This is a genomic window from Bacillus sp. FSL K6-2819 (genome assembly GCF_038008305.1).
GTDB lineage: Bacteria > Bacillota > Bacilli > Bacillales > Bacillaceae > Bacillus > Bacillus amyloliquefaciens.
This window is the reverse complement of record NZ_JBBOYV010000001.1, coordinates 2,872,571-2,896,615: the sequence shown is the minus strand read 5'-3', so window position 1 is coordinate 2,896,615 and position 24,045 is coordinate 2,872,571. Positions and strand designations below refer to the sequence as shown.

The window sequence follows — 24,045 nt, the reverse complement described above, 5'->3', positions numbered from 1 at the left end:
CATACGCCGTATTCAATCAGAAGGAGGTTTTTGCGTTGAGTTTTCAGCACGAAAAAATAGAAAAGAAATGGCAGAATTACTGGTTGGAGCATAAAACATTCGCCGCCAGTGAAGAGAATGACAAGCCGAAGTTTTACGCGCTTGACATGTTCCCGTATCCTTCAGGAGCCGGCCTTCATGTCGGGCATCCGGAAGGCTATACGGCAACCGATATTCTTTCACGTATGAGACGCATGCAGGGGTACAATGTGCTTCATCCGATGGGATGGGACGCGTTCGGGCTTCCTGCCGAGCAATACGCGCTTGACACAGGGAATGATCCGGCTGAGTTCACGAAACACAATATAGATAATTTCCGCCGCCAGATCCAATCGCTCGGCTTTTCTTATGATTGGGATCGTGAAATCAATACGACTGATCCGGACTACTACAAGTGGACGCAGTGGATTTTCACCAAGCTGTACGAAAAAGGTCTCGCTTATGTAGACGAAGTGCCTGTCAACTGGTGCCCGGCACTCGGAACGGTGCTTGCAAACGAAGAAGTCATTGACGGCAAAAGCGAGCGGGGCGGACATCCGGTTGAACGCCGCCCGATGAAACAATGGATGCTGAAAATCACCGCTTATGCGGACAGGCTTCTTGAAGATTTAGAAGATCTGGACTGGCCTGAAAGCATTAAAGACATGCAGCGCAACTGGATCGGACGTTCTGAAGGCGCAAACGTGCATTTCGCAATCGACGGCACTGATGACACGTTCACGGTGTTTACGACAAGACCTGACACGCTGTTCGGCGCGGCTTATGCCGTTCTGGCTCCTGAGCATGAGCTTGTTGAAGCCATTACGACGGCTGAACAAAAAGAAGCGGTAGACGCTTATATTAAAGAAGTTCAGGCGAAAAGTGATCTGGAACGGACGGATCTTGCGAAAACAAAAACGGGCGTCTTCACGGGCGCATATGCCGTAAACCCGGCAAACGGTGAAAAGCTGCCGATCTGGATAGCTGATTATGTTCTTGCTACTTACGGAACGGGCGCTGTTATGGCCGTGCCGGCGCATGATGAACGCGATTTTGAATTCGCCAAAGTGTTCAGCCTGCCTGTCAAAGAAGTCGTAAAAGGCGGAAACACAGACGAGGAAGCGTACACGGGAGACGGAGAGCATGTCAATTCCGGCTTTTTGAACGGACTGAATAAAGCGGAAGCGATTGAAAAAATGATCGCCTGGCTTGAAGAAACGAAAAACGGTGAGAAAAAAGTGACATACCGTCTGCGTGATTGGCTGTTCAGCCGTCAGCGCTATTGGGGCGAGCCGATTCCGGTCATTCATTGGGAAGACGGCACGTCAACAGCCGTTCCTGCGGAAGAGCTGCCGCTGATTCTGCCGAAAACCGATGAGATCAAACCGAGCGGAACCGGTGAATCACCGCTTGCCAACATTAAAGAGTGGGTGGAAGTCACTGATCCTGAAACGGGCAGAAAAGGCAGAAGGGAAACAAACACGATGCCGCAATGGGCGGGAAGCTGCTGGTACTTCCTTCGCTTTATCGATCCGAAAAATCCGGATCAGCTCGCTTCACCTGAGAAACTGGATAAATGGCTGCCTGTCGATATCTACATCGGAGGAGCGGAGCATGCCGTGCTTCACCTTCTGTACGCTCGTTTCTGGCATAAATTCCTCTATGATATCGGTGTCGTGCCGACGAAAGAGCCGTTCCAAAAGCTGTATAACCAAGGAATGATTCTCGGGGAAAATAATGAAAAAATGAGTAAATCCCGCGGAAACGTCGTCAATCCGGATGAAATTGTGGCGTCTCACGGAGCAGATACGCTGCGCCTGTACGAAATGTTTATGGGTCCGCTTGACGCATCTATCGCCTGGTCTGAATCCGGCCTTGACGGAGCCCGCCGCTTCCTTGACCGCGTATGGCGTTTGTTTATCGAGGAAAACGGAGAGCTTACCGGCAAAGTGACAGAAGGCGCGGGAGAAACTCTTGAACGCGTCTACCATGAAACAGTCATGAAGGTGACGGAAAACTACGAAGCCCTTCGTTTTAACACAGGCATTTCTCAGCTGATGGTCTTCATTAATGAAGCTTACAAAGCGAATGAACTGCCGAGAGAATATATGGAAGGCTTTGTGAAGCTGCTTTCTCCTGTTGCCCCGCATTTGGCGGAAGAACTGTGGGAAAAACTCGGCCACGAAGGTTCGATTGCATATGAAGCTTGGCCTGCTTATGACGAATCAAAACTGGTTGATGATGAAGTGGAAATCGTCGTCCAGCTGAACGGAAAAGTAAAAGCGAAATTAATGGTTCCGGCTGATGCCGATAAAGCGGCATTAGAACAGCTCGCACAAGCTGACGAAAAAGTGAAAGAGCAGCTTGAAGGAAAAACGATCCGAAAAATCATTGCCGTACCGGGCAAGCTTGTCAATATTGTGGCAAACTGACCGGGCGAAGCCCCTCTCATAAAAAGAGGGGTTTTTTTATCAGGCCTCTAGCATAGAAATTGCCCCGCAGGCTTTGGTATACTTAAAATCATTAAGACGAATGGGAGTGTCACACATTGAAAATAAATGAAATCAGCACAGCCGCACTGGAAGAGAAATTAAAAGCGGGAGAAGAGCTGTATCTGATTGATGTCAGAGAAGATGAAGAAGTAGCCGAAGGAATGATTCCGCAGGCTGTTCATATCCGCATGGGAGACATCCCTGAGAAGATGGATGCGTTAGACAAGGACAAAGAATATGTATTTATCTGCCGTTCCGGAAAAAGAAGCATGAATGTTTGCATGTATTTACATGAGCAGGGCTTCCGTACGGTTAATGTTGAAGGCGGCATGCTGGAGTGGGAAGGCGAAACAAAGCCGAAGAAATAACGTTTTGTAGTGAAAGAAGAAAAAGGAACGTACGTCTTTTTCTTCTTTTTTAATAGAAAAAAACGGGAGGCGAATCAAGTGAAACCGATGATCCGTGCTATGAAAGCAAGTGATATCAAACAGGTCCGGCAAGTCGCAGAACGAAGCTGGCATCATACGTATGAAGGGATTATCCCCAGACACATTCAGGATCAGTTTCTCAAATCCGCCTATCAGGATGAAATGATGGAACGCCGGCTTCAGCATTCTCTGTTCTTTGTTGCAGAAGGAAAAGAGGGAAAAGTACTCGGCTTTGCAAATGTCACTCCGGTTCAAAAAGACGGAAAAGCGGAGCTGACCGCTATTTATATTGATCCGGGTTTTCAGGGAAACGGGATAGGCACGTCACTCCTTAAAGAATGTATCAGACAGTCTGCCGGAATAAAAGAGCTTTATGTCCATGCAGAAAAAGAGAACCGCACCGCCTTGTCCTTTTATCAAGCGAAAGGGTTTCACCGGGTATGTGAATTTGAAGAAGACTTTAAAGGACACACCCTGCAGACGGTCAAACTGGTGCTGAACATATAAAAGCGATCCAGCCCCCTCCGGGGCCGGATCGCGAATGATCAGTGATACGCCGGAAGCCAGTCTTTATGGGCTTCAAATAAATCATCGCACAAAGAGATGATGTCATTCATGGAAAGCTCGGCGCTCGTATGCGGATCAAGCATGGCCGCCTGATATACGGCTTCCTTTTTTAAAGTAACGGCCGCTTCGATGGTTAAAAGCTGTGTATTAATGTTTGTTCTGTTAAGCGCCGCGAGCTGTTCCGGAAGTTCGCCTGAATAACAAGGCATAATTTGATTTTTAACGGCTGCGCAAGGCACTTCAACGACTGCTTTCGCCGGCAGATTCGGTATGAGTCCCGTATTCAGCACATTGCCGCCGAACATAAACGGACGGCCCGTCTCCATCGCTTCTATAATTCTCGAACCGTATTCATTCGAGCGCTCATGCGTCAGGTTTTGATTGTTGATGATGCCGTCTCTTATCGTTTCCCAGTTTTTGATTTGTTCTGCGCATCTTCTCGGATATTCATCTAGCGGGATCTGGAGTTCATCTATCAGCTCCGGATACCGGCTTTTTATAAAATACGGGTGATATTCGGCATTGTGCTCAGATGATTCCGTTACGTAGCAGCCGAACTTATCCATCAGCTCAAACCGCACCATGTCATTATGTTTCGTCTTTTGTTTCTCGCGGGCGCGTCTTTTAATTTCCGGATACAAATCAATTCCGTCTTTTTTGATCTCTAAGAGCCAAGCCATGTGATTGATGCCGGCAATGCGTTCTTCCGTACCTTCGTGATCCATGCCGAGTGAGTCAAACAGATCTTTTGTACAGACCTGTACGCTGTGGCACAGGCCGACCGTTTTTACATTTGTATGTCTGAGCATCGCGCCGGTCAGAGAAGCCATCGGATTTGTATAGTTTAACAGCCACGCATCCGGACAGACCTCTTCCATGTCTTTAGCGATGTCAAATAAAACGGGGATGGTGCGAAGGGAACGGAAAATGCCGCCTATTCCGACGGTATCGGCAATCGTCTGGCGCAGGCCGTACCGCTTAGGGATGTCAAAGTCAATGACCGTCGCGGGTTTATAACCGCCGACCTGAATGGCGTTTATCACATAGCCGGCCTGTTTTAGCGCCTGTTTTCGGTCATCGTAAGAAATGATGGATACGCTCGTATTATAGCGGTCTCTCATGTTTTCCAGCATGAGCTGGGATTCTTTCAGCCGTACAGCATCAATATCATAAAGCGCGAATTCAAATCCGTTTAAAGCTTCAGTCAGTAAACAGTCTCCCAGTACATTTTTCGCAAATATCGTGCTTCCCGCTCCGATAAACGTAATTTTCTTCAACAGAAATTCCTCCCTTTTCTTCTCAGCCTTTGACTGCCCCGGAGGACAGCCCTGAGATAAAATATTTTTGAAGGGCCAAAAACAAAACGACCATCGGCAGCATCGCCATAATTGCGGCTGCGGCGACTAAGTGAAGATTGTTCGCGTTTTCGCCGAAGAATCCCGCCATGGCCACGGTCAACGTCTGCACCTTTTGATCTTGTAAAAAGAAAATCGCAAATTGATAATCGTTCCAGATAAACACGCAGGAAATAATGCAGACCGTTGCGGTAATCGGTTTCAGCAGGGGAAACACGATCGTATAAAAAGTCCTGATCAATCCGGCGCCGTCCATCTTGGCCGCTTCCTCAAGCTCTTTCGGAATGGAAGAGCGGATAAATCCTGAATATAAGAAAACGGTCAGCGGCATATATGCAGCCGTATTAATGAGAATCGCTGCGGCATGCGTATTGATCAGTCCCGCATCAGCGACCATCTTGTATAAAGGAACCATGGAAGTCAAAGGCGGGATGATCATAATTGAAATCAAAAGGCCGAAGACGATTTTATTCAGCTTCGTATTTCTTCTTGCGAGCGGATATGCGGCAAGCGAACCCATGAAAATTAACAAAGCGGCGGAAACGGCTGTAATGATGATCGTGTTCAGAAAAGATTGCCCGAGAGAGGCCCGCTCCCATGCTTCACGGAAATTCTGAAATGAAAAAGCGGAGGGCAGCGACCATTTTGAACTGTAGTCTCCTTTTGCTTTTAATGACGTGGTCAGCAATATATAAAAGGGGACAATATGAACGCATGAGATGACGGCAGCCAAGAGGGTAAAGATCCGCATTCGGACTGTTTTCATGACATTTCCGTCTCCTTTCGTTTGAAATACACGAGAGCCGAAAAGCTGATGACAAGAATAATGACGGACATAAACACGCCTTGGGCGGCGGCATATCCCGCATCCTGCCGTTTAAAATATAAATCATACATAAATGTCGACATCGATTGGGAGGAATTGCCCGGCCCGCCTGCGGTCAGGGCGAAAATGACATCAAACAGCTTGAGTCCTCCGATGATATTGATGACCATATTGATGGTGACAGCCGGCATCAATAAAGGCAGGGTAATGGTGAAAAACGGCTGAAGGCCTCCCGCGCCATCTATTTTTGCCGCTTCGTAATAATCTTTCGGAATGCTTTGCAGGCCCGCCAAATATACAATCATCGCAATGCCTGCGTATTGGTAGGTGTTAATCATGACGATGATCCACGGGTTTGCCGCCGGGCTTGCCAAGGCGTTGACAGAACCGATACCCAACGCGCCAAGCACATCATTCAGCGCGCCCCCGTCATACGAGAAAATAAAATACCAAATGTATCCCATGATCAGCGGACTGATAATGACAGGCAGGTAGACGATCGTTCTTGTGAGCGCCTTCATTTTTAAGCTTTGATTCAAAAGCAGCGCATATAAAAGCCCGAGCATATTCTGAAAAAAAGTGCTTCCGAGCCCGTAAAGCAAAGTGTTTTTCACAACGAGCCATGTGTCCGGGTCTGTCAAAAGCCTTTTATATTGGGTGACCCCCACCCATTGATATGTCTGTGAGAAGCCGTTCCAGTTTGTAAATGTGATAAAAGCGCCTTTGGCAAACGGAAAAATCATGAAAATAAAAACCGTGGCAAGAGCAGGGACGTACATCCACCATAATGACGCGGGTTTAATCGGCTTTTTATTTTGAAATCCGGCGGTTTCTCTTGCAAGATCACTCATTCTTCTTCAGCTCCCTGTGAATCAGATTGAAGACGGAGCCGCTTATATTCCCTGCCGAGTTTCGCCGAAATTTCTGAGGGAGTTAAGATATCAGCCATCAGCTCCTGCCCGGCCGTGCCCATCACATCCCACATTCCGTTCGGCAAATAAAGGCGGTCGAAATAAGGCTGCACCTTAATATGCTGATAGCGTTTATAGTCATTTGCGTAAAAAATGTCCGTCTTTACATTCACTAATCCTGCCGGAAGCGAGGTCGCTTCGGCAATTGATTTTGCATGTTCTGGACGGGCCATAAATGCGATAAACTGTTTCGCTTCTTTCAGCCGAGAGGAATCCTTGGATGCCGCCAGCGTATAACGTTCGCCCCCGATCCATACCGGTGCGTCTCCTTTGTGGACTGCCGGGGTCGGTATGATGCCGACTTTTACCTTCGGATTGATTTGAGCGACGTCTTGGCCGAGGGTGCCGCTCTGCAGCGTAAAGGCGATTTTGTTTTGCGCCATCAGATCAATCAGCTGGGAACGTTTTGCCGTCACGGCATCCGTATTGAGCAGGTTTTCTTTTTGCATCTCTTTCAGTTTGTCAGATAAATAGGTGAAGTGTGTCCAGCGGAAGGTTCCGTTTAACAGCTGCTTTTTGTAACGGTGAGCGGGATCTGTGATGAGAAGCGGTGCGGCGAATTGATCGTAATATTGGGCAAATGAGCTTTTCTCATAGCCGGCAAACCAGAAGGGAGTGACTGTTCCGCCGCTTTTTTCTTTAACCTGTCTCAGCGCCTTCATGAAATCGTCCATCGTGTCCGGCGGTTTAATTCCGTATCTTTCCAAAAGGGTGCGGTTGTAAGCAAGCCCGTCCTTTGCCTGATTCAGAGGGAAGGCGTATATCCTGCCTTTGGCGTCCTTGAGCATGCTGTTTAAATTCGGATCGAGCCGCTTCGTCCAAGACATGCCGCTGAGGTCGGCTGTATATTCTCCGTAGCGGATTTTGGCCCAGCCGTGAGTGTCGAATAGATCGGGCATGTCATCGGCCGCCATTCTGACTCTCATCATATTTTCGTAGTCATTGCCTGGGAAATGAACTTTTACTTGAATGCCCGGATGTTCTTTTTGGAATGAATCAGCCAATTCTCTGAACACGGCGCGTTCGCTGTCTGAGGATATAGTGGAATAGACGGTCAAGGTTTTCTGCTTTTCTCCTGCGCTGCTCTGTCCCGCGGAACAGCCGGGAAGTATCATACAAATAAAAGAAAGAAACAAAACCAGTAAGCGTTTCATCTTTTCCTCCTTTAAATATGATATAAATGCTGCGGGAAACGTCACCTCCTTTCTTGTGATCCGCAGCTTTGTCTGACAATCAGTGAAGTGGGGAGCGTCACGGCCAGCGGGACGGTCCTGCCGTTCAAACGGTCAAGAAGCAATTTGACACCCGTCCGGCCCATCTCTTCTGTATATACTTTTACCGTTGATAAAGGCGTGCTGGCGTATTCCGCTTCATCAATGCCGTTGAAGCTGACAATCGCTGTATCGCGCGGGACTTGAAGGCCGGCTTCCTGCAGGGCTTTTAAAGCGCCGATGGCCATCGAATCACTTGCAATAAAGAAGGCGTCGGGCAGACTGCCGCCTTTGATGGCTTCCTTCATCAGCCGGAAACCTTCGTGCATGCTGTATTCGCCGACCAGCACGTGCTCCGGCTCGGCGCCGGCCATTTGTAAGAAAGCGGTCAGGCGCTTATCTTCAATTGTTTGATTGCTGTTTACACCGTCTATCACGGTATGCTCCCGCTCCCGGCCGCCGATATAACCAAGCCGCCGATAACCGAGCGACAGCAGATGTTCTATCGCTTTCTGCGCTGCGGCATAAAAGTCTACGCTGACGGAGTCGTAGCGGGCGGGATCAGGTATGCCGTTAACAAATACGGCGTGTCTGAAAGAGGTGCTGATATTCGTGAGCGCCTCGTCTTGGAGGCTGCCGATTACGATCACACCGTCCAATTCGTGAAACATATGCTCTTGAAAAGAACCGAGATGGATAGAAGAAGTGATGAAAATTTTTTGCTGAAAACATTCTTCTTCAATGCCTTTTCTGATCGCCGAAAAATAAGGGTCCTGCCGTTCTTCCTCCGGTGACAGGCAGCTGACAACGCCGATCAGGGGGGCAGAATCATTGCGGCTGCGGTTTTTTCGTTTTTTTGCCGACGGCTGATAGCCCAGCTCATCGGCGATCCGCAGGACTTTTTCTCTTGTTTCTTCAGTCACGGCTAAAGAGTCATCTCTGTTTAAAATTCTCGATACTGTGGCGCTGGATACAGACGCCTGTAAGGCAATATCTTTGAGACGGACCATTTCGCATCTCCTTTTTACTAAAAATTTACTAAATAGAAATGACCTGGTTATTGTTAGAGTGATATTATCACATGTTAGTAAGCGTTTTCAACAACTTTTTTGGAGTTTTTTAGTAAAAATCAGTAAAAAGGGAAATCTGTTTTTCTCTATCATATTTCAGTTGAACCGGAATAAATTGATAGAGAAAGGAGAGGGTGACATGCTGAAGATAGCTGTTTTTGATGAGGAGCATGAAAAGGATCTGCAGACTGAAGTCAATTCATTTTTAAAAGGAATTTCCGAAGAACAGCTCGTCGATATTAAATATACGGTAGCGGCTGCCTGTGATCCTGAAGGGGAGCAGCTTTATTGTTTTTCCGCTCTCATTTTATACCGAAAGTAAAGAAGCCCGGGCGAATGCCGGGCTTCGTTGTGCATTATGCTTTTTTGACGCGGGGACTTCTCGGCTTTTGGTATTTCTCCGCTTGTTTGATTCCTTTTCTTTCGCTCACTAATGATTTATACAGAGACACGATCATCAGAAGGATCACGACTGAAAACGGGACCGCAGCGAGAATGGCCGTGTTTTGCAGTGCGGCCAGACCCCCGGAATATAATAAAACCGCTGCTACGGCGGACTGGATGATGCCCCAAGTGATTTTTACCCGATTTGACGGGTCCAATGAGCCGTAAGACGTTTGCATTCCAAGCACAAATGTCGCTGAATCTGCTGATGTAATAAAGAAAACAGCGATCAGAACAAGTGTTAATACGGATGTCACCATTGTGAGCGGATAGTGGCTGAGTGCGCCGAACAGCATCGTATCCGTTGTCATTCCGGCGACATTGAAAACGCCTTTTTGCTGAAGATCCATAGCGGATACACCGAAGATTGCAAACCATAAGAAAGCCAATATACAAGGTGTCACTAACACACCGATTAAAAATTCCCGGATGGTCCGGCCCCTTGAAACCCGGGCGATAAATATGCCGACAAACGGCGACCAGGAAATCCACCAGGCCCAATAGAAAATGGTCCAGCTGTTAATCCATTCGCGCTTTTGGGGATCATTCGGTGACAAGCGAAAGCTCATCTGCACGATATTTTGGATGTATTGGCCGATAGAATCAGTAAATGAGTTCATAATCAAAACCGTCGGGCCTGCAATGAGCATAAAGATCATCAAAATACCCGCGAGTATCATGTTGGTATTGCTTAAGTATTTAATTCCTTTGCCGATTCCGCTCCACGCAGAAATCAAGAAAAGCACGGTCACGACAACGATCAGGATCAGCTGAACGGAAAATGTCTTCGGAATGCCGAATAAATAATTCAGACCGCCGTTGATCTGAGTCGCTCCGAGACCCAAGCTTGTCGCCACACCGACAACGGTCGCAAACACGGCGATACAGTCAATTGCCTTGCCGATCGGCCCGTTTACTTTATCGCCTAAAAGCGGTGTCAGTGTGCTGCTGATTAAACCGGGCGCGTCTTTTCTGAATTGAAAATATGCGATACATAAAGCGACAACCGCATAGATGGCCCAAGCGTGCAGCCCCCAGTGGAAAAATGTGTACCGGAGCGCATCACGAAAAGCTTGGGGCGTTTCTGTTTCACCTGAGGGAGAGCTGATGGCGTAATGGCTGATCGGTTCCGCAGCCCCGTAAAATACCAAACCGATTCCCATGCCCGCGCTGAAAAGCATGGCAAACCATGATAATAACCCGAATTCCGGTTTTTCCCCGGGTTTTCCGAGTTTTATGTTGCCGATCGGACTCACAATGAGAAAGAGACAGAAACCGACAAATATAGAAACGACCAGCAGATAATACCAGCCGAAAGAATCCGTAATGAAATTTTGCGCTGTTTCAGTGACTTGCTGCAGGCTGTCCGGAGAAACGACACCCCATAAAACCGCAGCGGCTGTGATAACAATCACAATCCAAAAAACACTGGAGATATTCTTCTTTTTCAAACGTTCTCACCCTCTGACTATTTTTTCGATACGCCATTTTGTTTTAGTATGGTCGTACGATTGCAGATCATTCCTTTCTTCCTATTCCCTCAATCAGGTGAAACAAAACGCAGAAAACTCTATCATGTTTTTGGTCAATTTTCAATGGGGGCGCTCAGGTAAATGTGCTTTAGACCATCTTACAGCGAGTGTGAGAAACGTCCTGCATTCAAGCCGGCGAGGCGCCCCGTGACAAGGGCTGAGGTGATATTGTAGCCTCCCGTGTAGCCGTGAATATCGAGGATTTCTCCGCAAAAATATAAGCCTTCCATTTTTTTAGACGCCATTTGTTTCGGTTCAATCTCTTTTACGGAAACACCGCCGCCTGTGACAAACGCTTTGTCCAGAGAAAGCGTTCCGTCAGCAGCAACCGTAAATTGTTTGCAGTCTTTGACAAACGCCCTGAATTGATCCTTCGGCAGCTCCGTAAAGCTGATTTGCGGATCAAGACCGTTCCGTTCCAGAAGGAAAAGCAGGTACCGCTCCTGCATCCACGGCTTCAGCGCATTTTTGAGCGCTTTTTTCGGTGCGTCTTTCAGCTCCTTATGCATCCGCTGAAATAAATCTTCCTCGTTGATGCCGGGGAACAGGTCGATGCGGAGCTTGACCTCGGGCTGCTTTTTCAGTTCTTTGACGACAAACTGGCTGCAGCGGAGAATGGCGGGGCCTGACAAGCCGAAATGGGTAAACAGCATGTCCATCACATGTGTGACGATAGGCTTGCCTTTTTTATTCAGGACGCTGACGGCCGTGTTTCTAAGGGACAGCCCCTGAAGTGTTTTTTGTTTAATAAACGGCTCTGAGGACGTAACCGGCACTTCTGTCGGAAAGAGTTCCGTCACGGTGTGGCCGGCCGCTTCCGCCCATGCATAGCCGTCTCCGGTGCTGCCGGTGTGGGGGACTGACTTTCCGCCGACGGCGATAATGACGGCGCCGGCGGAAATGTGTTCGTCATTGTTTGTCGTAATGCCCGCAGCCCTGCCGTTCTCGTACCGCACTTCTTTGATTTTTTCATTTGTGCGGATGGTGACATTCAGTTCTTTTAAACGGTTCAAAAGCGCATCGACAACGCTTTGCGCTTTGTCTGTCACCGGGAACATGCGCCCGTGGTCTTCTTCTTTCAGCTGAATTCCGAGTTTCTCAAAAAAGGCGATGATATCTTCATTGTTAAATTCGGAAAACGCGCTGTATAAGAAGCGGCCGTTTCCGGGGATGTGTTTGATGATTTCTTCAACGGGGAGGCGGTTGGTTACGTTGCAGCGCCCGCCGCCGGAAATCGCCAGCTTCCGTCCCAGCTTGTTTCCTTTATCAATTAATAAGACATCTGCCCCTTCTTCGCCTGCGGCAATCGCAGCCATTAAACCGGACGGGCCGCCGCCGATCACAATCACGTCAAAATGTTTCATATTTCATCAACAACTTTCTTTTTCGCGTAATAATAGGCGGAAATGTCCGCTTCCTGCTATTATAGCGAAAGTAGGGGATTCCTTAAACGTATTTTGTTTTTTTAGAGCTTTCCCAAGAAGTTTTCCGCTGTAATTATTACCGTCTATTTGCCCAGTTGTGTTAAAATAGAAAAGTTGAATCTTCGTAGAAAATGGTGATGAGGAAACATGTCAAGCAAATTGTTAAGGGGCACGTTCGTGCTGACGCTCGGCACCTATATATCGCGGATTTTAGGGATGATTTATCTGATCCCGTTCGGAGCGATGGTCGGAGCGACGGGCGGAGCTTTGTTTCAATACGGATATAATCAATATACACTGTTTTTAAACATTGCCACGATGGGATTTCCCGCCGCGGTTTCAAAGTTTGTCTCGAAATATAATTCCAAAGGAGACTATGAAACGAGCAGGCGTATGCTGAGAGCGGGAATGTCGGTTATGCTCGTTACCGGGATGATCGCTTTTTCGATTCTTTATATTTCGGCGCCGTTTTTTGCGGAAACATCTCTCGGCGGCACGAGTAATAACGGACTTACGATTGACCACGTCGTTTATGTCATCCGGATGGTCAGTCTGGCACTTTTGGTTGTGCCGATTATGAGTCTTGTGCGCGGTTTTTTCCAAGGCCATCAGATGATGGGGCCGACAGCCGTTTCTCAGGTTGTGGAACAGCTTGCCCGGATCATCTTTTTATTGGGCGCGACGTATTTGATTTTAAGAGTGATTAACGGCGGCCTTGTCATCGCAGTCGGATATGCGACTTTCGCAGCGCTGATCGGATCATTCGGAGGGCTTGTCGTCCTTTATATTTACTGGAATAAGCGGAAGGGCGATCTTCTGGCGATGAAGCCGAACCTCGTCCCGTCCGCAAACTTAAGCTATAAAAAAATGTTTATTGAGCTTTTCAGCTATGCAGCTCCTTACGTTTTTGTCGGCCTGGCGATTCCTTTGTATTCTTATATCGATACGAATACGTTTAATAAAGCGATGATTGCGGCGGGCCATAAGGACATCAGCCAGGACATGCTGGCAATTGTCACTCTTTATGTGCCGAAGCTTGTGATGATTCCGGTTTCACTGGCGACCGCATTCGGCCTGACACTGATTCCGACGATTACCGAATCATTTACGAGCAGGAATTATAAGCTTTTGAACCAGCAGATTAACCAGACGATGCAGATCATTCTGTTTTTGGTTATTCCCGCCGTTGTCGGGATGTCCGTGTTATCGGGGCCGGCCTATACGTTCTTCTACGGCTCTGAAAGCCTTCGCCCGGATATCGGACAGGATATTTTGTTCTGGTACGCGCCTGTCGCGATTTTGTTTTCTCTGTTTACCGTAAACGCCGCGATTCTGCAAGGGATTAATAAGCAGAAATTTGCTGTCGTGAGCCTTTTCATCGGCGTCATTATAAAAGTGGTGCTGAACGTGCCGCTGATCAAGCTGTTTCAGGGAGACGGGGCCATATTGGCAACGGCGCTCGGTTATATCGCTTCTCTACTGTACGGTTTTATCATGATTAAGCGCCATGCGGGCTATTCGTATACAGTGCTTATGAAACGGGTCATTTTAATTGCGGTCTTATCCGTCGTGATGGGAGTTGCGGTCAAGCTGACTCAATGGCTGCTCGGCTTTTTCGTCACGTACCAAAGCGGCCAGCTGCATGCGGCGATTGTCGTCTTTGTCTGTGCTGCTGTCGGCGGTGCGGTGTACATGTTTGCCGCGTACCGAATCGGATTTTTGCAGAAAATGTTTGGAAACCGTCTGCCCCGCGTTTTGAGAAGAGGCAGGCATTCCGCCCATTGAGGAATAATGAATAGTCCGCTTATCGCGGGCTTTTCTTTTTAAAGGAGAGGATCATGATGAGACTTGATAAGCTGCTTGCCAACAGCGGATTCGGCTCAAGAAAAGATGTGAAAAAAATCGTCAAGGCAGGGGCTGTCATGATTGACGGAGAGCCGGCGAAAGATGTGAAAATCCATGTCGATCCCGATAAACAGGACATCACGGTATACGGAGAGCCGGCAGAGTACCGTGAGTTTATTTATGTCATGATGAATAAGCCGCAAGGAGTGCTGTCCGCTACAGAAGACAGCCGCCAGCAAACGGTGGTTGATCTGCTGACGCCTGAAGAACAGCGGTTCGAACCGTTTCCGGCGGGACGTCTTGATAAGGATACGGAAGGCTTTTTGCTTCTGACTAACGACGGGCAGCTCGCTCATCGTCTGCTTTCGCCGAAAAAGCATGTACCCAAAACATACGAGGTTCGGCTAACATCACCTCTGTCTCCGGAAGACATCATCGATCTGGAAAGAGGCGTTGTGATTGAAGGAGGCTATAAGACGAAGCCGGCAGCCGTTAAAACGATTACCGAAAGTCCGGATGAAACGGTCATTCATTTGACTATTACAGAAGGCAAGTATCATCAGGTGAAGCTGATGGCAAAGGCCGTCGGAAATGAAGTGGCTTATTTAAAGCGGCTTTCGATGGGGGCTGTTTCTCTTGACCCGGAGCTTAAGCCGGGAGAATTTCGCGAGCTGACAGAAGAAGAGCTCGCAGCGCTGAAAGATGCTGAAATGTAATCGAAATCAGAAAAACCCAAAACAGATTTGTTTTGGGTTTTTTATATAGAGGAACAAAAAGCAAGGCAAAGACGCTGCCTTTGCCTTGCAGCATGTCAGGCCGAAAAGGGCCCTATGTAATTGTTCGCTTAAGATGTAATTTTCACTTTTTTTCGTGTTGTCTCCCACTTGCCTCGGCTAGGACTATGAACAAGATCATTGTATGCTAACACATTTAAGTCTCGCTGAATGGTTCTAGGTGTAATGCCGAATTCATCAACCAGTTCCTGTGTTGTCACAAGGCCTTTTTCCTGAATGAACATGTAAACTGATTTAATCCGAGTCAGCATACGATTTGTTGAAGGTTTCAAAAAACCACTCCCTATCATAAGATCGGATGGACTTGATATACCACAACTCACGACTCTAAAACTTCGTACGAATAAGCAACAAAGGCAGACATTCTGTTTTTTCTCTTTTAACTGCCTCCATTATACACGATATGGAGGACACGAATCTAGGAATAAGCGCCGATAATTTTTTCCAATTGGGTGCCGCCTTGTGCATTACTATGCCTGGCCCGCTTTTATTAGTATGGAAACTGAAACTTTTTTTATACGTGTCCGTATGAAAATGGGGGAGTGAGAAGCTTGGGAGACTTATTGAATGCAAACATTGTATCCGCCGGCTATGCTGACAGGCCGAAGGTGATTTCAAATGTATCTTTTACGGTCAATTCGAGAGAAATTGCCGGGTTAATCGGGGCGAACGGCGCGGGAAAAAGTACAGTGATAAAGGCGATTCTCGGGCTGTCCCGGGATATGGAAGGGTGTATTGAGTGGAATGATTCATCTTATGCTTACATACCGGAGCGGCCGAGTTTTTATGATGAACTGACGCTCTGGGAGCATCTCGAGCTGACCGGATCATTACGGGGCATAGAAAGCGGAGCATGGCGTGAGCGGGCCGGGCGGCTGCTTGATGAATTTTCATTGACGGCGGTAAAACATGAATTGCCTTCCGGTTTTTCAAAAGGGATGCAGCAAAAGCTGATGCTCATGCAGGCGTTTTTGGCGAAACCGGATATTTACATCATTGATGAACCGTTTATCGGACTTGATCCGATCTCAACGAAGCTGTTTACCGACATGCTGATTGCTGAGAAAGAAAGGGGCGCGGGTATTCTGATGTGCACCCACGTTCTGGATACTGCCGAAAAAATCTGCGACCGTTTTTATTTGCTGGATCAAGGCGCTCTGCTTCTTCAAGGCGCGTTAGAAGAGCTTCAGGAAAGAACAGGGGGCCGTTCATTGTTAGATTGCTTTTATTCAGCGGTTCGGGGCAGTCAGCGATGACCGGGCGGGCTTTGTTTTTTCAAAGGATGTTTCATTATTGGCGGTATCAATGGAAGGTGTTCCGGACGATCATTGATTGGACGGTCGCGCTGTATATCGTTCTTCCAGCTGCCGCATTCGTCGTTTACCAATATGCTGAATGGCTGAACGGGAAGGGGCTTCTTGATGGGGCGGCCGGCGTATTGGGCTGGGACTGGCTGTATGTATTCAGTGTCCTGCTATTGTGCACGGGGTTTATTCATACCTTTTTGCTGGAAGCGGATCACGTGTTTTTGGTGCATGCAAAACATTTGATGCAACAGCTGAAACGGTACGCGCTCTTGTATTCGATGTTCCTATCTTTCATCAAATGGGGAGTGCTTGCGGTGCTGTTATTTCCCTTATGGCGCCAGTACGGTGACTGTACTTTTTCGGCATATTCAGGTATGTTTTGCTGTCTGTTCGGCTTCCATACCGCGATATTAGCGGTGCACCGGCAAAGAAAAAACAGCAGGCAGACATTCGGGAATCAGACGTCAGGCTGGCTGAAAGTGATCGTTATGATGGCGGGCGCGTTTTTCATGATCCGCTTTGCCGCCGAGTGGTACTGGCTTTGGCCGGCAGGCTGTATATTGTTTATCTGCTCCGTTCTTGTTACTTGGAAAGAGGCAGATTCTTTATCAGCTTTTGAGGAAGAAGTGCTTGAGGAGAATAAGCGCAAGCTTTCATTTGCGGCCTCTGTTTTGATGCTCAGTCATGATGTGCAGCTGCCGAATGTGAAAAATAAAGGACGGAGCAAGCCGTTTTTTTATCCCGGCTCAAAGCATATCTTTTCAAAACGGTCGGCGTATACGGCGTGGAAAGAATTGTTTTTTAAAGTGCTGATCCGTAATGGCGGGTATCTCCGGCAGCTTTACCTTTTAACCGCGGCTTTTACGGCTCTTATTCTCGTTCTTCCGCTTTTGCTGAAACCGGCCGCCCTCATTTTATGTATGCTAGTCAGCCGGTACGCCGCTTCGCTTTTATTTGACCGGATTACGGACAAACCGGTTTTAAGCGGAATCAAGAGAGAGAGTGATGACTATTTTCGGGCGAGAAACAGCGCATTAACTCTCATTCAAGTCATCTGTTCCGCCTGGTGCCTCATTGCCGCGATTCTTTCCGCCCTTTATATGTGAAAAATCCCTCTCCGAAAAAGGAAAGGGATTTTTCTTAATGCCCGTTTAAAATAAAAAGCTGAATAAAAAACAGCACGGCAAAGATGATGACTAAAGGATGGATTTCGCGCCACTTTTTCTTAGCGAGTTTCACAAGCGGGTATGAAATGAACCCGAGTGCGATTCCGGTTGAAATACTGGACGTCAAAGGCATCGCCAAAATGACGAGAAAGGCCGGGAACGCTTCATCAAGTTCATTCCAGCGGATATTCGACACCGCTCCCATCATCAGGCTGCCGACAATAATCAGAGCCGGTGACGTAATCGCGGACACTTCCGATAAGACGCTGACAAGCGGGCTGAAAAACATGGAAACAGCAAACATAACGGCAATCGTCAGCGCCGTCAGACCCGTTCTTCCGCCGGCGGCCACCCCTGCTGAAGATTCAACGAACGCGGTTGTCGGGCTGGTGCCGAAGATGCTTCCGACTGTCGTAGCGGTCGAATCAGCCAAAAGCGCTCTTCTGGCATTCGGAAGCTGATTGTTTTTGATCAATCCCGCTTGTTCGGCGACACCGATCATAGTGCCGGTCGTGTCAAAAATCGTAACGAGAAGAAAAGAAAACACAACGGCATACAGACCGTGATGTACGACATCCCCGAGGGCTCCGAACGGATTTGTTATCAACAGCCCCTCCGGCAGGTGCGGGAATGAAAGGAATCCTTTTGTAAAATGGATCTGGCCGGTCAAGAAGGCAATGACGGCTGTCAGCGCCATGCCGATGAACAGAGCGCCGTTTACATTCAGCACCATCAGTACAATACTGATGATAAGCCCGATAAGCGTTAAAATGACGGCGGGCGAATGAAGATCGCCGAGTGCGACTAAATTAGATTTATCAGCTGTGATAATTCCGGATTGGCGTAAGCCGATAAAAGCGATAAATAAGCCGATGCCGGTCGTAATTCCGTATTTTAAATTGCCCGGAATTGCTTCTATTAGTTGTTTTCTTAAAGGCGTTAACGATAAAATAATAAAGATGACTCCCGCGATAAATACAGCGCTGAAAGCTGTCTGATACGTAATTCCGCTGCCTGCGCCGACGACATGAAAGGCGAGATACGCGTTTAAGCCCATGCCGGGGGCAATGGCGATCGGAAAATTCGCAGCGAGAGCCATCCATAAAGTTCCGACAATGGAAGCGATAATCGTCGCGGTGAACACCTGGTCAAACGGAATTCCCGCATTTGAAAGGATCACCGGATTGACGACAATGATATACACCATTGTAAAGAAGGTGGTCAATCCCGCGGTAATTTCTCTTTTTATTGTCGTTTGATGCTTGTCGAGATGAAACATAAGTACCTCCAATGACGAACATTTTTTCAAAACATCATCTATATTATTCGTTTTATCAACATTTTGCAAGTCTTTATCAAGAAAGGGGATTTGTGATGAACTGGGAAGTTGAAGTGATCAGAAACAAAGAAGATCTGATTCGTGACACGCAGAAGTTTCTGCAAATCAACAGCGTAATGGACGAATCAACAGCCGGTCCCGGCCGGCCGTTTGGAGAAGGCGTAGGTGACTGCCTGACTTCACTGTTGGAATTCGGTGAAAAAGAAGGCTTCACCGTAAAAAATCTTGACGGCTATGCGGGCCATATTGAGTGGGGGACGGGTGACGAAATCGTCGGTGTTCTGTGCCACGTCGACGTCGTTCCGCCCGGAGACGGCTGGACGAGCGATCCGTTTTCAGCCGACATCAGGGATGGCCGGATATATGCCAGAGGTGCCATTGATGATAAAGGGCCGACAATGGCGGCGTTTTACGCGCTGAAAATCGTCAAAGACATGCAGCTGCCTTTATCCAAACGCGTGAGAATCATCATCGGAACGGATGAAGAGAGTGATTGGAGATGTGTGGACCACTACTTCAAACACGAAAAAATGCCTGATGTCGGATTTGCCCCTGACGCAGATTTTCCGATCATTAACGCAGAAAAAGGAATTATAGACGCATCACTGCGCATTGCAAAAAGCGCTTCTGATAAAGAAGACGCAAAAAACGGGCTTCTGTCATTCCGTTCAGGACTGCGCTTGAACATGGTGCCGGATGCGGCTGAAGCGGTCATTGAAGGGGACGGTCTTGATGCCGTACACGCCTATTTCAGCAACTGGCTGGAGCAATCAAAAACACAAGGTGAAGCGGTTTCAGAAAATGGAAAACTGACGCTTCGGGTGTACGGGAAATCATGCCACGCAATGGAGCCGGATAATGGCATAAATGCCGGCTTAAAGCTTGCTGAATGCCTTGAGCGAGCGGAACTGGATGAGGCCGGAAAGCACTTTGTCAAAACTGTCAGTGACTATTTTTCTAATGATACACGAGGCAAAAAGCTGAAAATTGATTGCAGGGATGACATCAGCGGAGAGCTTACATTGAATGTCGGCACCTTTACATACAATAAGGGTGAGGAAGGGGAACTCGGCATCAACATTCGTTACCCTGTCACTTCAGACAGCAAAGTCATCCGTGATGCCTTTATGTCTGTTGAAGAATTCCGGCTTGAAGAATTTAAAGACAGCAAACCGCACCACGTATCTGCCGACCATCCGCTCGTAAAGACGCTTCAGAACGTATACGAAGGGCAGACGGGAAAGAAAGCGGATCTGATTTCAATCGGCGGAGGAACGTATGCGAGATCCCTTTCGGCTGGCGTCGCATTCGGGCCGCTGTTTCCCGACAGGCCTGACAGCGCGCATCAAAAGGATGAGTACATTGAGATTGATGACCTTCTCCGGTCAACCGCCTTATACGCTCAAGCCATTTATGAGCTTGCCAAGTGATAACAAAAGGGACGCCGAAAGCGGCATCCCTTTTTATCATTCAAATGACCATAAATCCGTTGATAAATAACGTTCTCCCGTATCGGCCGTCATACAGATGACGATTTGCTCGGAAGGGAGGCGTTTTGCGGTTTCAATGGCGGCGAAGCAGGCGGCGCCTGAAGACGGCCCGACGAGTATTCCTTCTTCTCGGGCCAGACGCCGGGTTGTCGTATACGCATCTTCATCAGAAATTTTCATAATTTCATCGTAAACGTCCTGATTCAATATGTCTGGAATAAACCCGGGGCTTGTCCCGACAAGCTTATGGGTGCCGGGTTTTCCGCCTGATAATACGGGGGAACCCGCCGGCTCGGCAACATGGACGGTCAAATCCGGGAAAAGCTCTTTCAGCGTTTCTCCGGTTCCGGTAATGGTTCCGCCCGTCCCCGCCGTTGCCACAAAAGCACCGAGCGGTTTGTTGAGCTGCAAAACGGCCTGATAGATTTCAATGGCGGTCGTTTTTCGGTGGGCATCGGGGTTTGCGCTGTTATCGAATTGCATCGGGATAAAACTTCCGGGGATCTGTTCGGCAAGTTCTTTCGCTTTTTTAATGCTGCCGGGCATTCTTTCCGCCCCCGGTGTTAACACAACCTCCGCACCGTACGCTTTCAGCAGGTTGATGCGTTCTTTCGTCATCGTGTCAGGCATGACGAGGATTGCCCTGTAGCCGCGCGCCGCCGCGTTCATCGCCAGGCCGATGCCTGTATTGCCGCTTGTCGGTTCAATGATGACAGAGCCGGGTTTTAGATGTCCGCTTTTTTCCGCTTCAATGATCATATTGTAAGCCGCTCTGTCTTTGACACTGCCGCTTGGGTTAAAAGATTCTAATTTTAAATAGACCTGTGCTGCATTTTCTGGCTGAAGGCGATTGAGTTTTACGATCGGTGTGCTGCCGATCAGTTCCGCCGTGCTGTTTACTATTTTCAAGGCCGGCTCATCCTTTCTGTATAAAACGTTCGGTACATAATATCCTATCATAATAAGCGGACAGGGTTCTCCTCTCCGCTTATCCGTTTTATAATAACACCATAACCAAAGAGGGGGAGATCCTCGCATGAAAGTTTCATTGCCGCATTATTTTATCGGCATTCCGATTCCGGCTGACATTGCTGAACCGATTTGGGAAGCAGCCAGAAAGGAGCCGGCATTAACATTCAAAAAATGGGTGCATCCGCATGACTATCATATTACACTCATTTTTCTCGGAGCCGCGGATGAAGACCGGCTTGCAAAACTATCGGCTCTGCTCGCAGATGCTGCGTCGGCAGTGCAGCCGTTTACCGTACAGTTTCAGCATCTGGACGTTTTCGGCGACCGCAGACAGCCAAGAGTGCTTCACCTTGAGCCAGAACACAATGAACTGCTCTTTGATTTGCGGGAAAAAACAAAACAGGCTGCTTTGAAAGCCGGTTTTCAAGTGGAAAAACGGCCGTATCATCCTCACATGACGATGGCGCGGAAGTGGGCGGGAGACCGGCCGTTTCCGGAAGATGTGCCGTTTGAAAGCGGCAGGGTGCAAAGTGCCGTCAGCCGGTTTTCCTTGTTTCAGACCCACCTTGACAGATCGCCTAAATACGAAGAAATCGCACAGTTTCAATTGACATAAACAAATATTCGGAGTGGGGAAATCACATGGCACAAATCATCAAAATTCATGACTGCATATCAAGATATGAGCTTGATCCATATCACTATATGAACCAGTATATCCGGCTGAAGAAGGAACGCTGGGAGACCCTTCTTGAAGAGTTTGACCGGAAAAAAGAAGAAAAAGCAACAGAAACGGCTGCCGGCGGTGAAACCGATCAAGCGCCGGCCCGAAAAAAATTTTTCTTAAAAAAGAGAAAAGAAGAAAATCCGGCCGATATAAATGAAAAGAGGCACCAATGGTTTGATGAGCCGGAGGAAGATGAGGCGCTGTTCGGGAATCTTCCGTCTCAAAAGTCTGAGCTCGCATCTTTTTTCAAAGCCCAGCTGTATGACTTTCAATTAAAATGGGCGAGCTCCACGCTTTCTCAAAAGTCTGAGCTTTCGCAGGAAGTCAAGCGGGACGGGATGTTAAGAATGCTGGCTCAAAAGCTGCCCGATTCCTATTTTGTGATGTATCATCCGGTTCTTCAAATTCAGCAGGCGTCCGTCGAATTGAGCATCGTCATCATCTCCCCGCTGGAGATTTTCTGCGCTGCTTTTATGGAAGCTGAAGAAGACAGTGTATATATCGGATCAAAACATCGTTTCTGGGAAGAAAGGGGTTCCGGCAGCACCCGCCAAGTATTAAATCCGTCTCTCAGCCTGAATCGGACGGGTTCGGTCGTTTCGCAAATCATGAAAGAAAAGCAGGCCGACATTCCCGTCAGGAAGCTTTTGTTCAGCAGAACGTCTTATATTGATTATCCGGAGCCGCCGTACGGGCTGGATATAGCTGATAAACGGACTGCCGCAGAGTGGCTGGAAAAGCAGCAGAAAAATACGGCGCCGATCAAGCACCACCAGCTGAGGGCGGCGAAGGCTCTTTTGTCTTACGGCTTGAGTCAATCAAGCAGGAGACAGGAATGGCTTGATTAAAACGGACGTTTGCCAGATGTCTCTTCATCTATGAAGCAGGTGAAAACAAACGATGAGTCAATGGTTTTTTATCATTAATCCGGTCTCAGGAGGCGGGCGGGGCCGGCGTGTCTGGAAATCGGTTCAAAAAGAGCTGACCAGGCGCGGGATTAGCCACCGCTCCTTTTTGACCGGGCATCCAGGACATGCGGAAGTGCTGGCGAGACAGATTTCAACGATGCAGGATCATAAGCTGAAGCGGCTGTTTGTTATCGGCGGGGACGGCACGATGCATGAAGTCATTAACGGGCTGAAAGGAATGGATCAGATTGAGCTGACCTTTGTGCCTGCCGGTTCGTACAATGACTTTTCCAAAGGCCTCGGCATTAAGAAGTCGGCGCTCCTCCATGAAATCAAAGGCCTGCACCGCCCGCTCACACGGAAATTTTTTGCGGGAAACATCAACTTTTTTCATGACAAAGCCCAATCTCTTTATTTTATTAACCATCTGTCTGTCGGCTTCGATGCCTCGGTCTTGAAGACTGCCGCGGAGTTTCCGTTTTCGCGCGTTCTTCGGTTTCTGCGTCTCGGTTTTGTGATTTACCCGCTTGCGCATATACGTACGGCCTCGGGGTTTCAGCCGTTCAGATTTGCTTGCACCGCAGACGGCCAAAGGCATGAATTCCGCAATGTCTGGTTTGTCATTGCGGCTAATCATCCTTATTACGGAGGCGGTATGAAAGCGGCGCCTTCTGCAAATCCCCGCGAAAACCATTTTGATATTGTCATTGCAGAAAACCTGTCCTTTTTTCCGCTGTACCGTTTTCTATGGGCGATGAGCTTTGGCCGGCATACCAAAATGGACGGAGTGACGATTTTAAAGGGGAAGGAATTCATTTTTGAAACGGATGGGAAAATTCCGCTTCACGCTGACGGCGAGCTTGTCGGAACGACGCCGTTTCGGCTTATGCCAGGCGGAGCGCCGTTAAAAATAAAAACATAATAAACAAATAAAACCCGTCAAATCTATCTCGGCAAAGAGCGGTTCACGACATAAATCTTCAGAATTCACAGGTGTTCTTGCTAGTTTTGCTTGACGAAGTTTGTGCTGTAGCGCTAAAATTTATAAGACGGCTATTGATTAGCATATGAGACTCTCAATAGCTGTCTTTTTTATTCTCAAGAAATTGTTTATGACAGGCTGCTCCGCCGAAAAGAGAAAGGCTGGAGGCCTATTCTA

At 48.1% G+C, this 24,045-nt stretch carries 22 protein-coding genes; 12 read left to right on the top strand and 10 right to left on the bottom strand.

The genetic code is table 11. The features are described 5' to 3' along the window. Window positions 1-35: 35 nt before the first annotated feature. The 3 genes from leuS to MHH91_RS15040 all read left to right on the top strand — a co-directional run bounded on the left by leuS (window position 36) and on the right by MHH91_RS15040 (window position 3,445). The gene (leuS, locus tag MHH91_RS15050; RefSeq protein ID WP_013353245.1) at window positions 36-2,450 is read left to right on the top strand and encodes a leucine--tRNA ligase; all 2,415 of its coding nucleotides are present in this window, start codon (window positions 36-38) and stop codon (window positions 2,448-2,450) included. 116 nt (window positions 2,451-2,566) lie between these two features. Further along, window positions 2,567-2,878, top strand: coding sequence for a rhodanese-like domain-containing protein (locus tag MHH91_RS15045; protein WP_007613212.1), 312 nt, complete (start codon window positions 2,567-2,569; stop codon window positions 2,876-2,878). An 87-nt stretch (window positions 2,879-2,965) separates the two neighbouring features. Continuing rightward, a complete protein-coding gene (locus MHH91_RS15040; protein WP_172800830.1) occupies window positions 2,966-3,445 on the top strand; it encodes a GNAT family N-acetyltransferase in 480 nt (159 codons plus the stop codon). A 38-nt stretch (window positions 3,446-3,483) separates the two neighbouring features. On the opposite strand, the gene melA is transcribed toward MHH91_RS15040, so the two are convergent. From melA to MHH91_RS15015, 5 genes are read right to left on the bottom strand one after another with little or no spacing between them, the layout of a single operon-like run. After that, the gene (gene melA, locus MHH91_RS15035; protein ID WP_013353243.1) at window positions 3,484-4,782 is read right to left on the bottom strand and encodes an alpha-galactosidase MelA; all 1,299 of its coding nucleotides are present in this window, start codon (window positions 4,780-4,782) and stop codon (window positions 3,484-3,486) included. A 22-nt stretch (window positions 4,783-4,804) separates the two neighbouring features. Then, window positions 4,805-5,626, bottom strand: a complete 822-nt coding sequence (locus MHH91_RS15030) for a carbohydrate ABC transporter permease (RefSeq protein ID WP_013353242.1) — start codon at window positions 5,624-5,626, stop codon at window positions 4,805-4,807. Further along, the gene (locus tag MHH91_RS15025) at window positions 5,623-6,537 is read right to left on the bottom strand and encodes a carbohydrate ABC transporter permease (protein WP_013353241.1); all 915 of its coding nucleotides are present in this window, start codon (window positions 6,535-6,537) and stop codon (window positions 5,623-5,625) included. The genes MHH91_RS15030 and MHH91_RS15025 overlap by 4 nt, the downstream gene beginning before the upstream one ends. Then, a complete protein-coding gene (locus MHH91_RS15020; protein ID WP_013353240.1) occupies window positions 6,534-7,811 on the bottom strand; it encodes an ABC transporter substrate-binding protein in 1,278 nt (425 codons plus the stop codon). Before MHH91_RS15020 ends, MHH91_RS15025 begins: the two co-directional genes overlap by 4 nt. 41 nt (window positions 7,812-7,852) lie before the next feature. After that, the gene (locus MHH91_RS15015) at window positions 7,853-8,878 is read right to left on the bottom strand and encodes a LacI family DNA-binding transcriptional regulator (RefSeq protein ID WP_014470838.1); all 1,026 of its coding nucleotides are present in this window, start codon (window positions 8,876-8,878) and stop codon (window positions 7,853-7,855) included. A gap of 199 nt (window positions 8,879-9,077) precedes the next feature. Between MHH91_RS15015 and MHH91_RS15010 the strand changes: the two genes are divergently transcribed. Further along, window positions 9,078-9,260, top strand: coding sequence for a sporulation protein Cse60 (locus MHH91_RS15010; RefSeq protein ID WP_013353238.1), 183 nt, complete (start codon window positions 9,078-9,080; stop codon window positions 9,258-9,260). A gap of 34 nt (window positions 9,261-9,294) precedes the next feature. Here MHH91_RS15010 and opuD read toward each other — a convergent pair whose 3' ends face one another. Together opuD and MHH91_RS15000 are read right to left on the bottom strand one after the other, a co-directional pair. Then, the gene (gene opuD / locus MHH91_RS15005) at window positions 9,295-10,833 is read right to left on the bottom strand and encodes a glycine betaine transporter OpuD (protein ID WP_013353237.1); all 1,539 of its coding nucleotides are present in this window, start codon (window positions 10,831-10,833) and stop codon (window positions 9,295-9,297) included. A 179-nt stretch (window positions 10,834-11,012) separates the two neighbouring features. After that, entirely contained in the window at window positions 11,013-12,278 is a 1,266-nt protein-coding gene (locus MHH91_RS15000) for a BaiN/RdsA family NAD(P)/FAD-dependent oxidoreductase (protein ID WP_013353236.1), read from the bottom strand. 207 nt (window positions 12,279-12,485) lie between these two features. Between MHH91_RS15000 and MHH91_RS14995 the strand changes: the two genes are divergently transcribed. Together MHH91_RS14995 and MHH91_RS14990 are read left to right on the top strand one after the other, a co-directional pair. Beyond that, window positions 12,486-14,123 (top strand): putative polysaccharide biosynthesis protein, encoded by a 1,638-nt coding sequence (locus MHH91_RS14995; RefSeq protein WP_013353235.1) that lies wholly within the window; start codon window positions 12,486-12,488, stop codon window positions 14,121-14,123. Between the two features lie 56 nt (window positions 14,124-14,179). After that, window positions 14,180-14,899: a pseudouridine synthase gene (locus MHH91_RS14990; RefSeq protein ID WP_014470837.1), complete on the top strand. Its 720-nt coding sequence runs from the start codon at window positions 14,180-14,182 to the stop codon at window positions 14,897-14,899. 128 nt (window positions 14,900-15,027) lie between these two features. Here MHH91_RS14990 and MHH91_RS14985 read toward each other — a convergent pair whose 3' ends face one another. Beyond that, complete coding sequence (locus MHH91_RS14985) at window positions 15,028-15,249, bottom strand: DeoR family transcriptional regulator (protein ID WP_003152337.1); 222 nt, start codon at window positions 15,247-15,249, stop codon at window positions 15,028-15,030. Between the two features lie 279 nt (window positions 15,250-15,528). On the opposite strand from MHH91_RS14985, the gene MHH91_RS14980 reads away from it, so the two are divergent. Both MHH91_RS14980 and MHH91_RS14975 read left to right on the top strand, forming a co-directional pair. Then, on the top strand, window positions 15,529-16,233 hold the full coding sequence (locus MHH91_RS14980; protein ID WP_013353233.1) for an ABC transporter ATP-binding protein: 705 nt from the start codon (window positions 15,529-15,531) through the stop codon (window positions 16,231-16,233). Beyond that, window positions 16,230-17,390 (top strand): ABC transporter permease, encoded by a 1,161-nt coding sequence (locus MHH91_RS14975; RefSeq protein WP_014470836.1) that lies wholly within the window; start codon window positions 16,230-16,232, stop codon window positions 17,388-17,390. The genes MHH91_RS14980 and MHH91_RS14975 overlap by 4 nt, the downstream gene beginning before the upstream one ends. A 34-nt stretch (window positions 17,391-17,424) precedes the next feature. Here MHH91_RS14975 and MHH91_RS14970 read toward each other — a convergent pair whose 3' ends face one another. After that, on the bottom strand, window positions 17,425-18,729 hold the full coding sequence (locus MHH91_RS14970) for an NCS2 family permease (protein WP_013353231.1): 1,305 nt from the start codon (window positions 18,727-18,729) through the stop codon (window positions 17,425-17,427). A 95-nt stretch (window positions 18,730-18,824) separates the two neighbouring features. On the opposite strand from MHH91_RS14970, the gene pepV reads away from it, so the two are divergent. Then, entirely contained in the window at window positions 18,825-20,219 is a 1,395-nt protein-coding gene (gene pepV, locus MHH91_RS14965; RefSeq protein ID WP_013353230.1) for a dipeptidase PepV, read from the top strand. A 36-nt stretch (window positions 20,220-20,255) separates the two neighbouring features. On the opposite strand, the gene cysK is transcribed toward pepV, so the two are convergent. Continuing rightward, window positions 20,256-21,239 carry a cysteine synthase A gene (gene cysK / locus MHH91_RS14960; RefSeq protein WP_014472174.1) on the bottom strand — a complete coding sequence of 328 codons (984 nt, stop codon included), beginning with the start codon at window positions 21,237-21,239 and terminating at the stop codon, window positions 20,256-20,258. A 76-nt stretch (window positions 21,240-21,315) separates the two neighbouring features. Between cysK and thpR the strand changes: the two genes are divergently transcribed. From thpR to MHH91_RS14945, 3 genes are read left to right on the top strand one after another with little or no spacing between them, the layout of a single operon-like run. After that, window positions 21,316-21,867, top strand: a complete 552-nt coding sequence (gene thpR, locus MHH91_RS14955; RefSeq protein WP_013353228.1) for an RNA 2',3'-cyclic phosphodiesterase — start codon at window positions 21,316-21,318, stop codon at window positions 21,865-21,867. A 26-nt stretch (window positions 21,868-21,893) separates the two neighbouring features. Next, window positions 21,894-22,826, top strand: coding sequence for a hypothetical protein (locus MHH91_RS14950; RefSeq protein WP_013353227.1), 933 nt, complete (start codon window positions 21,894-21,896; stop codon window positions 22,824-22,826). A 52-nt stretch (window positions 22,827-22,878) separates the two neighbouring features. Beyond that, a complete protein-coding gene (locus MHH91_RS14945; protein WP_013353226.1) occupies window positions 22,879-23,808 on the top strand; it encodes a YegS/Rv2252/BmrU family lipid kinase in 930 nt (309 codons plus the stop codon). Window positions 23,809-24,045 lie beyond the last annotated feature (237 nt).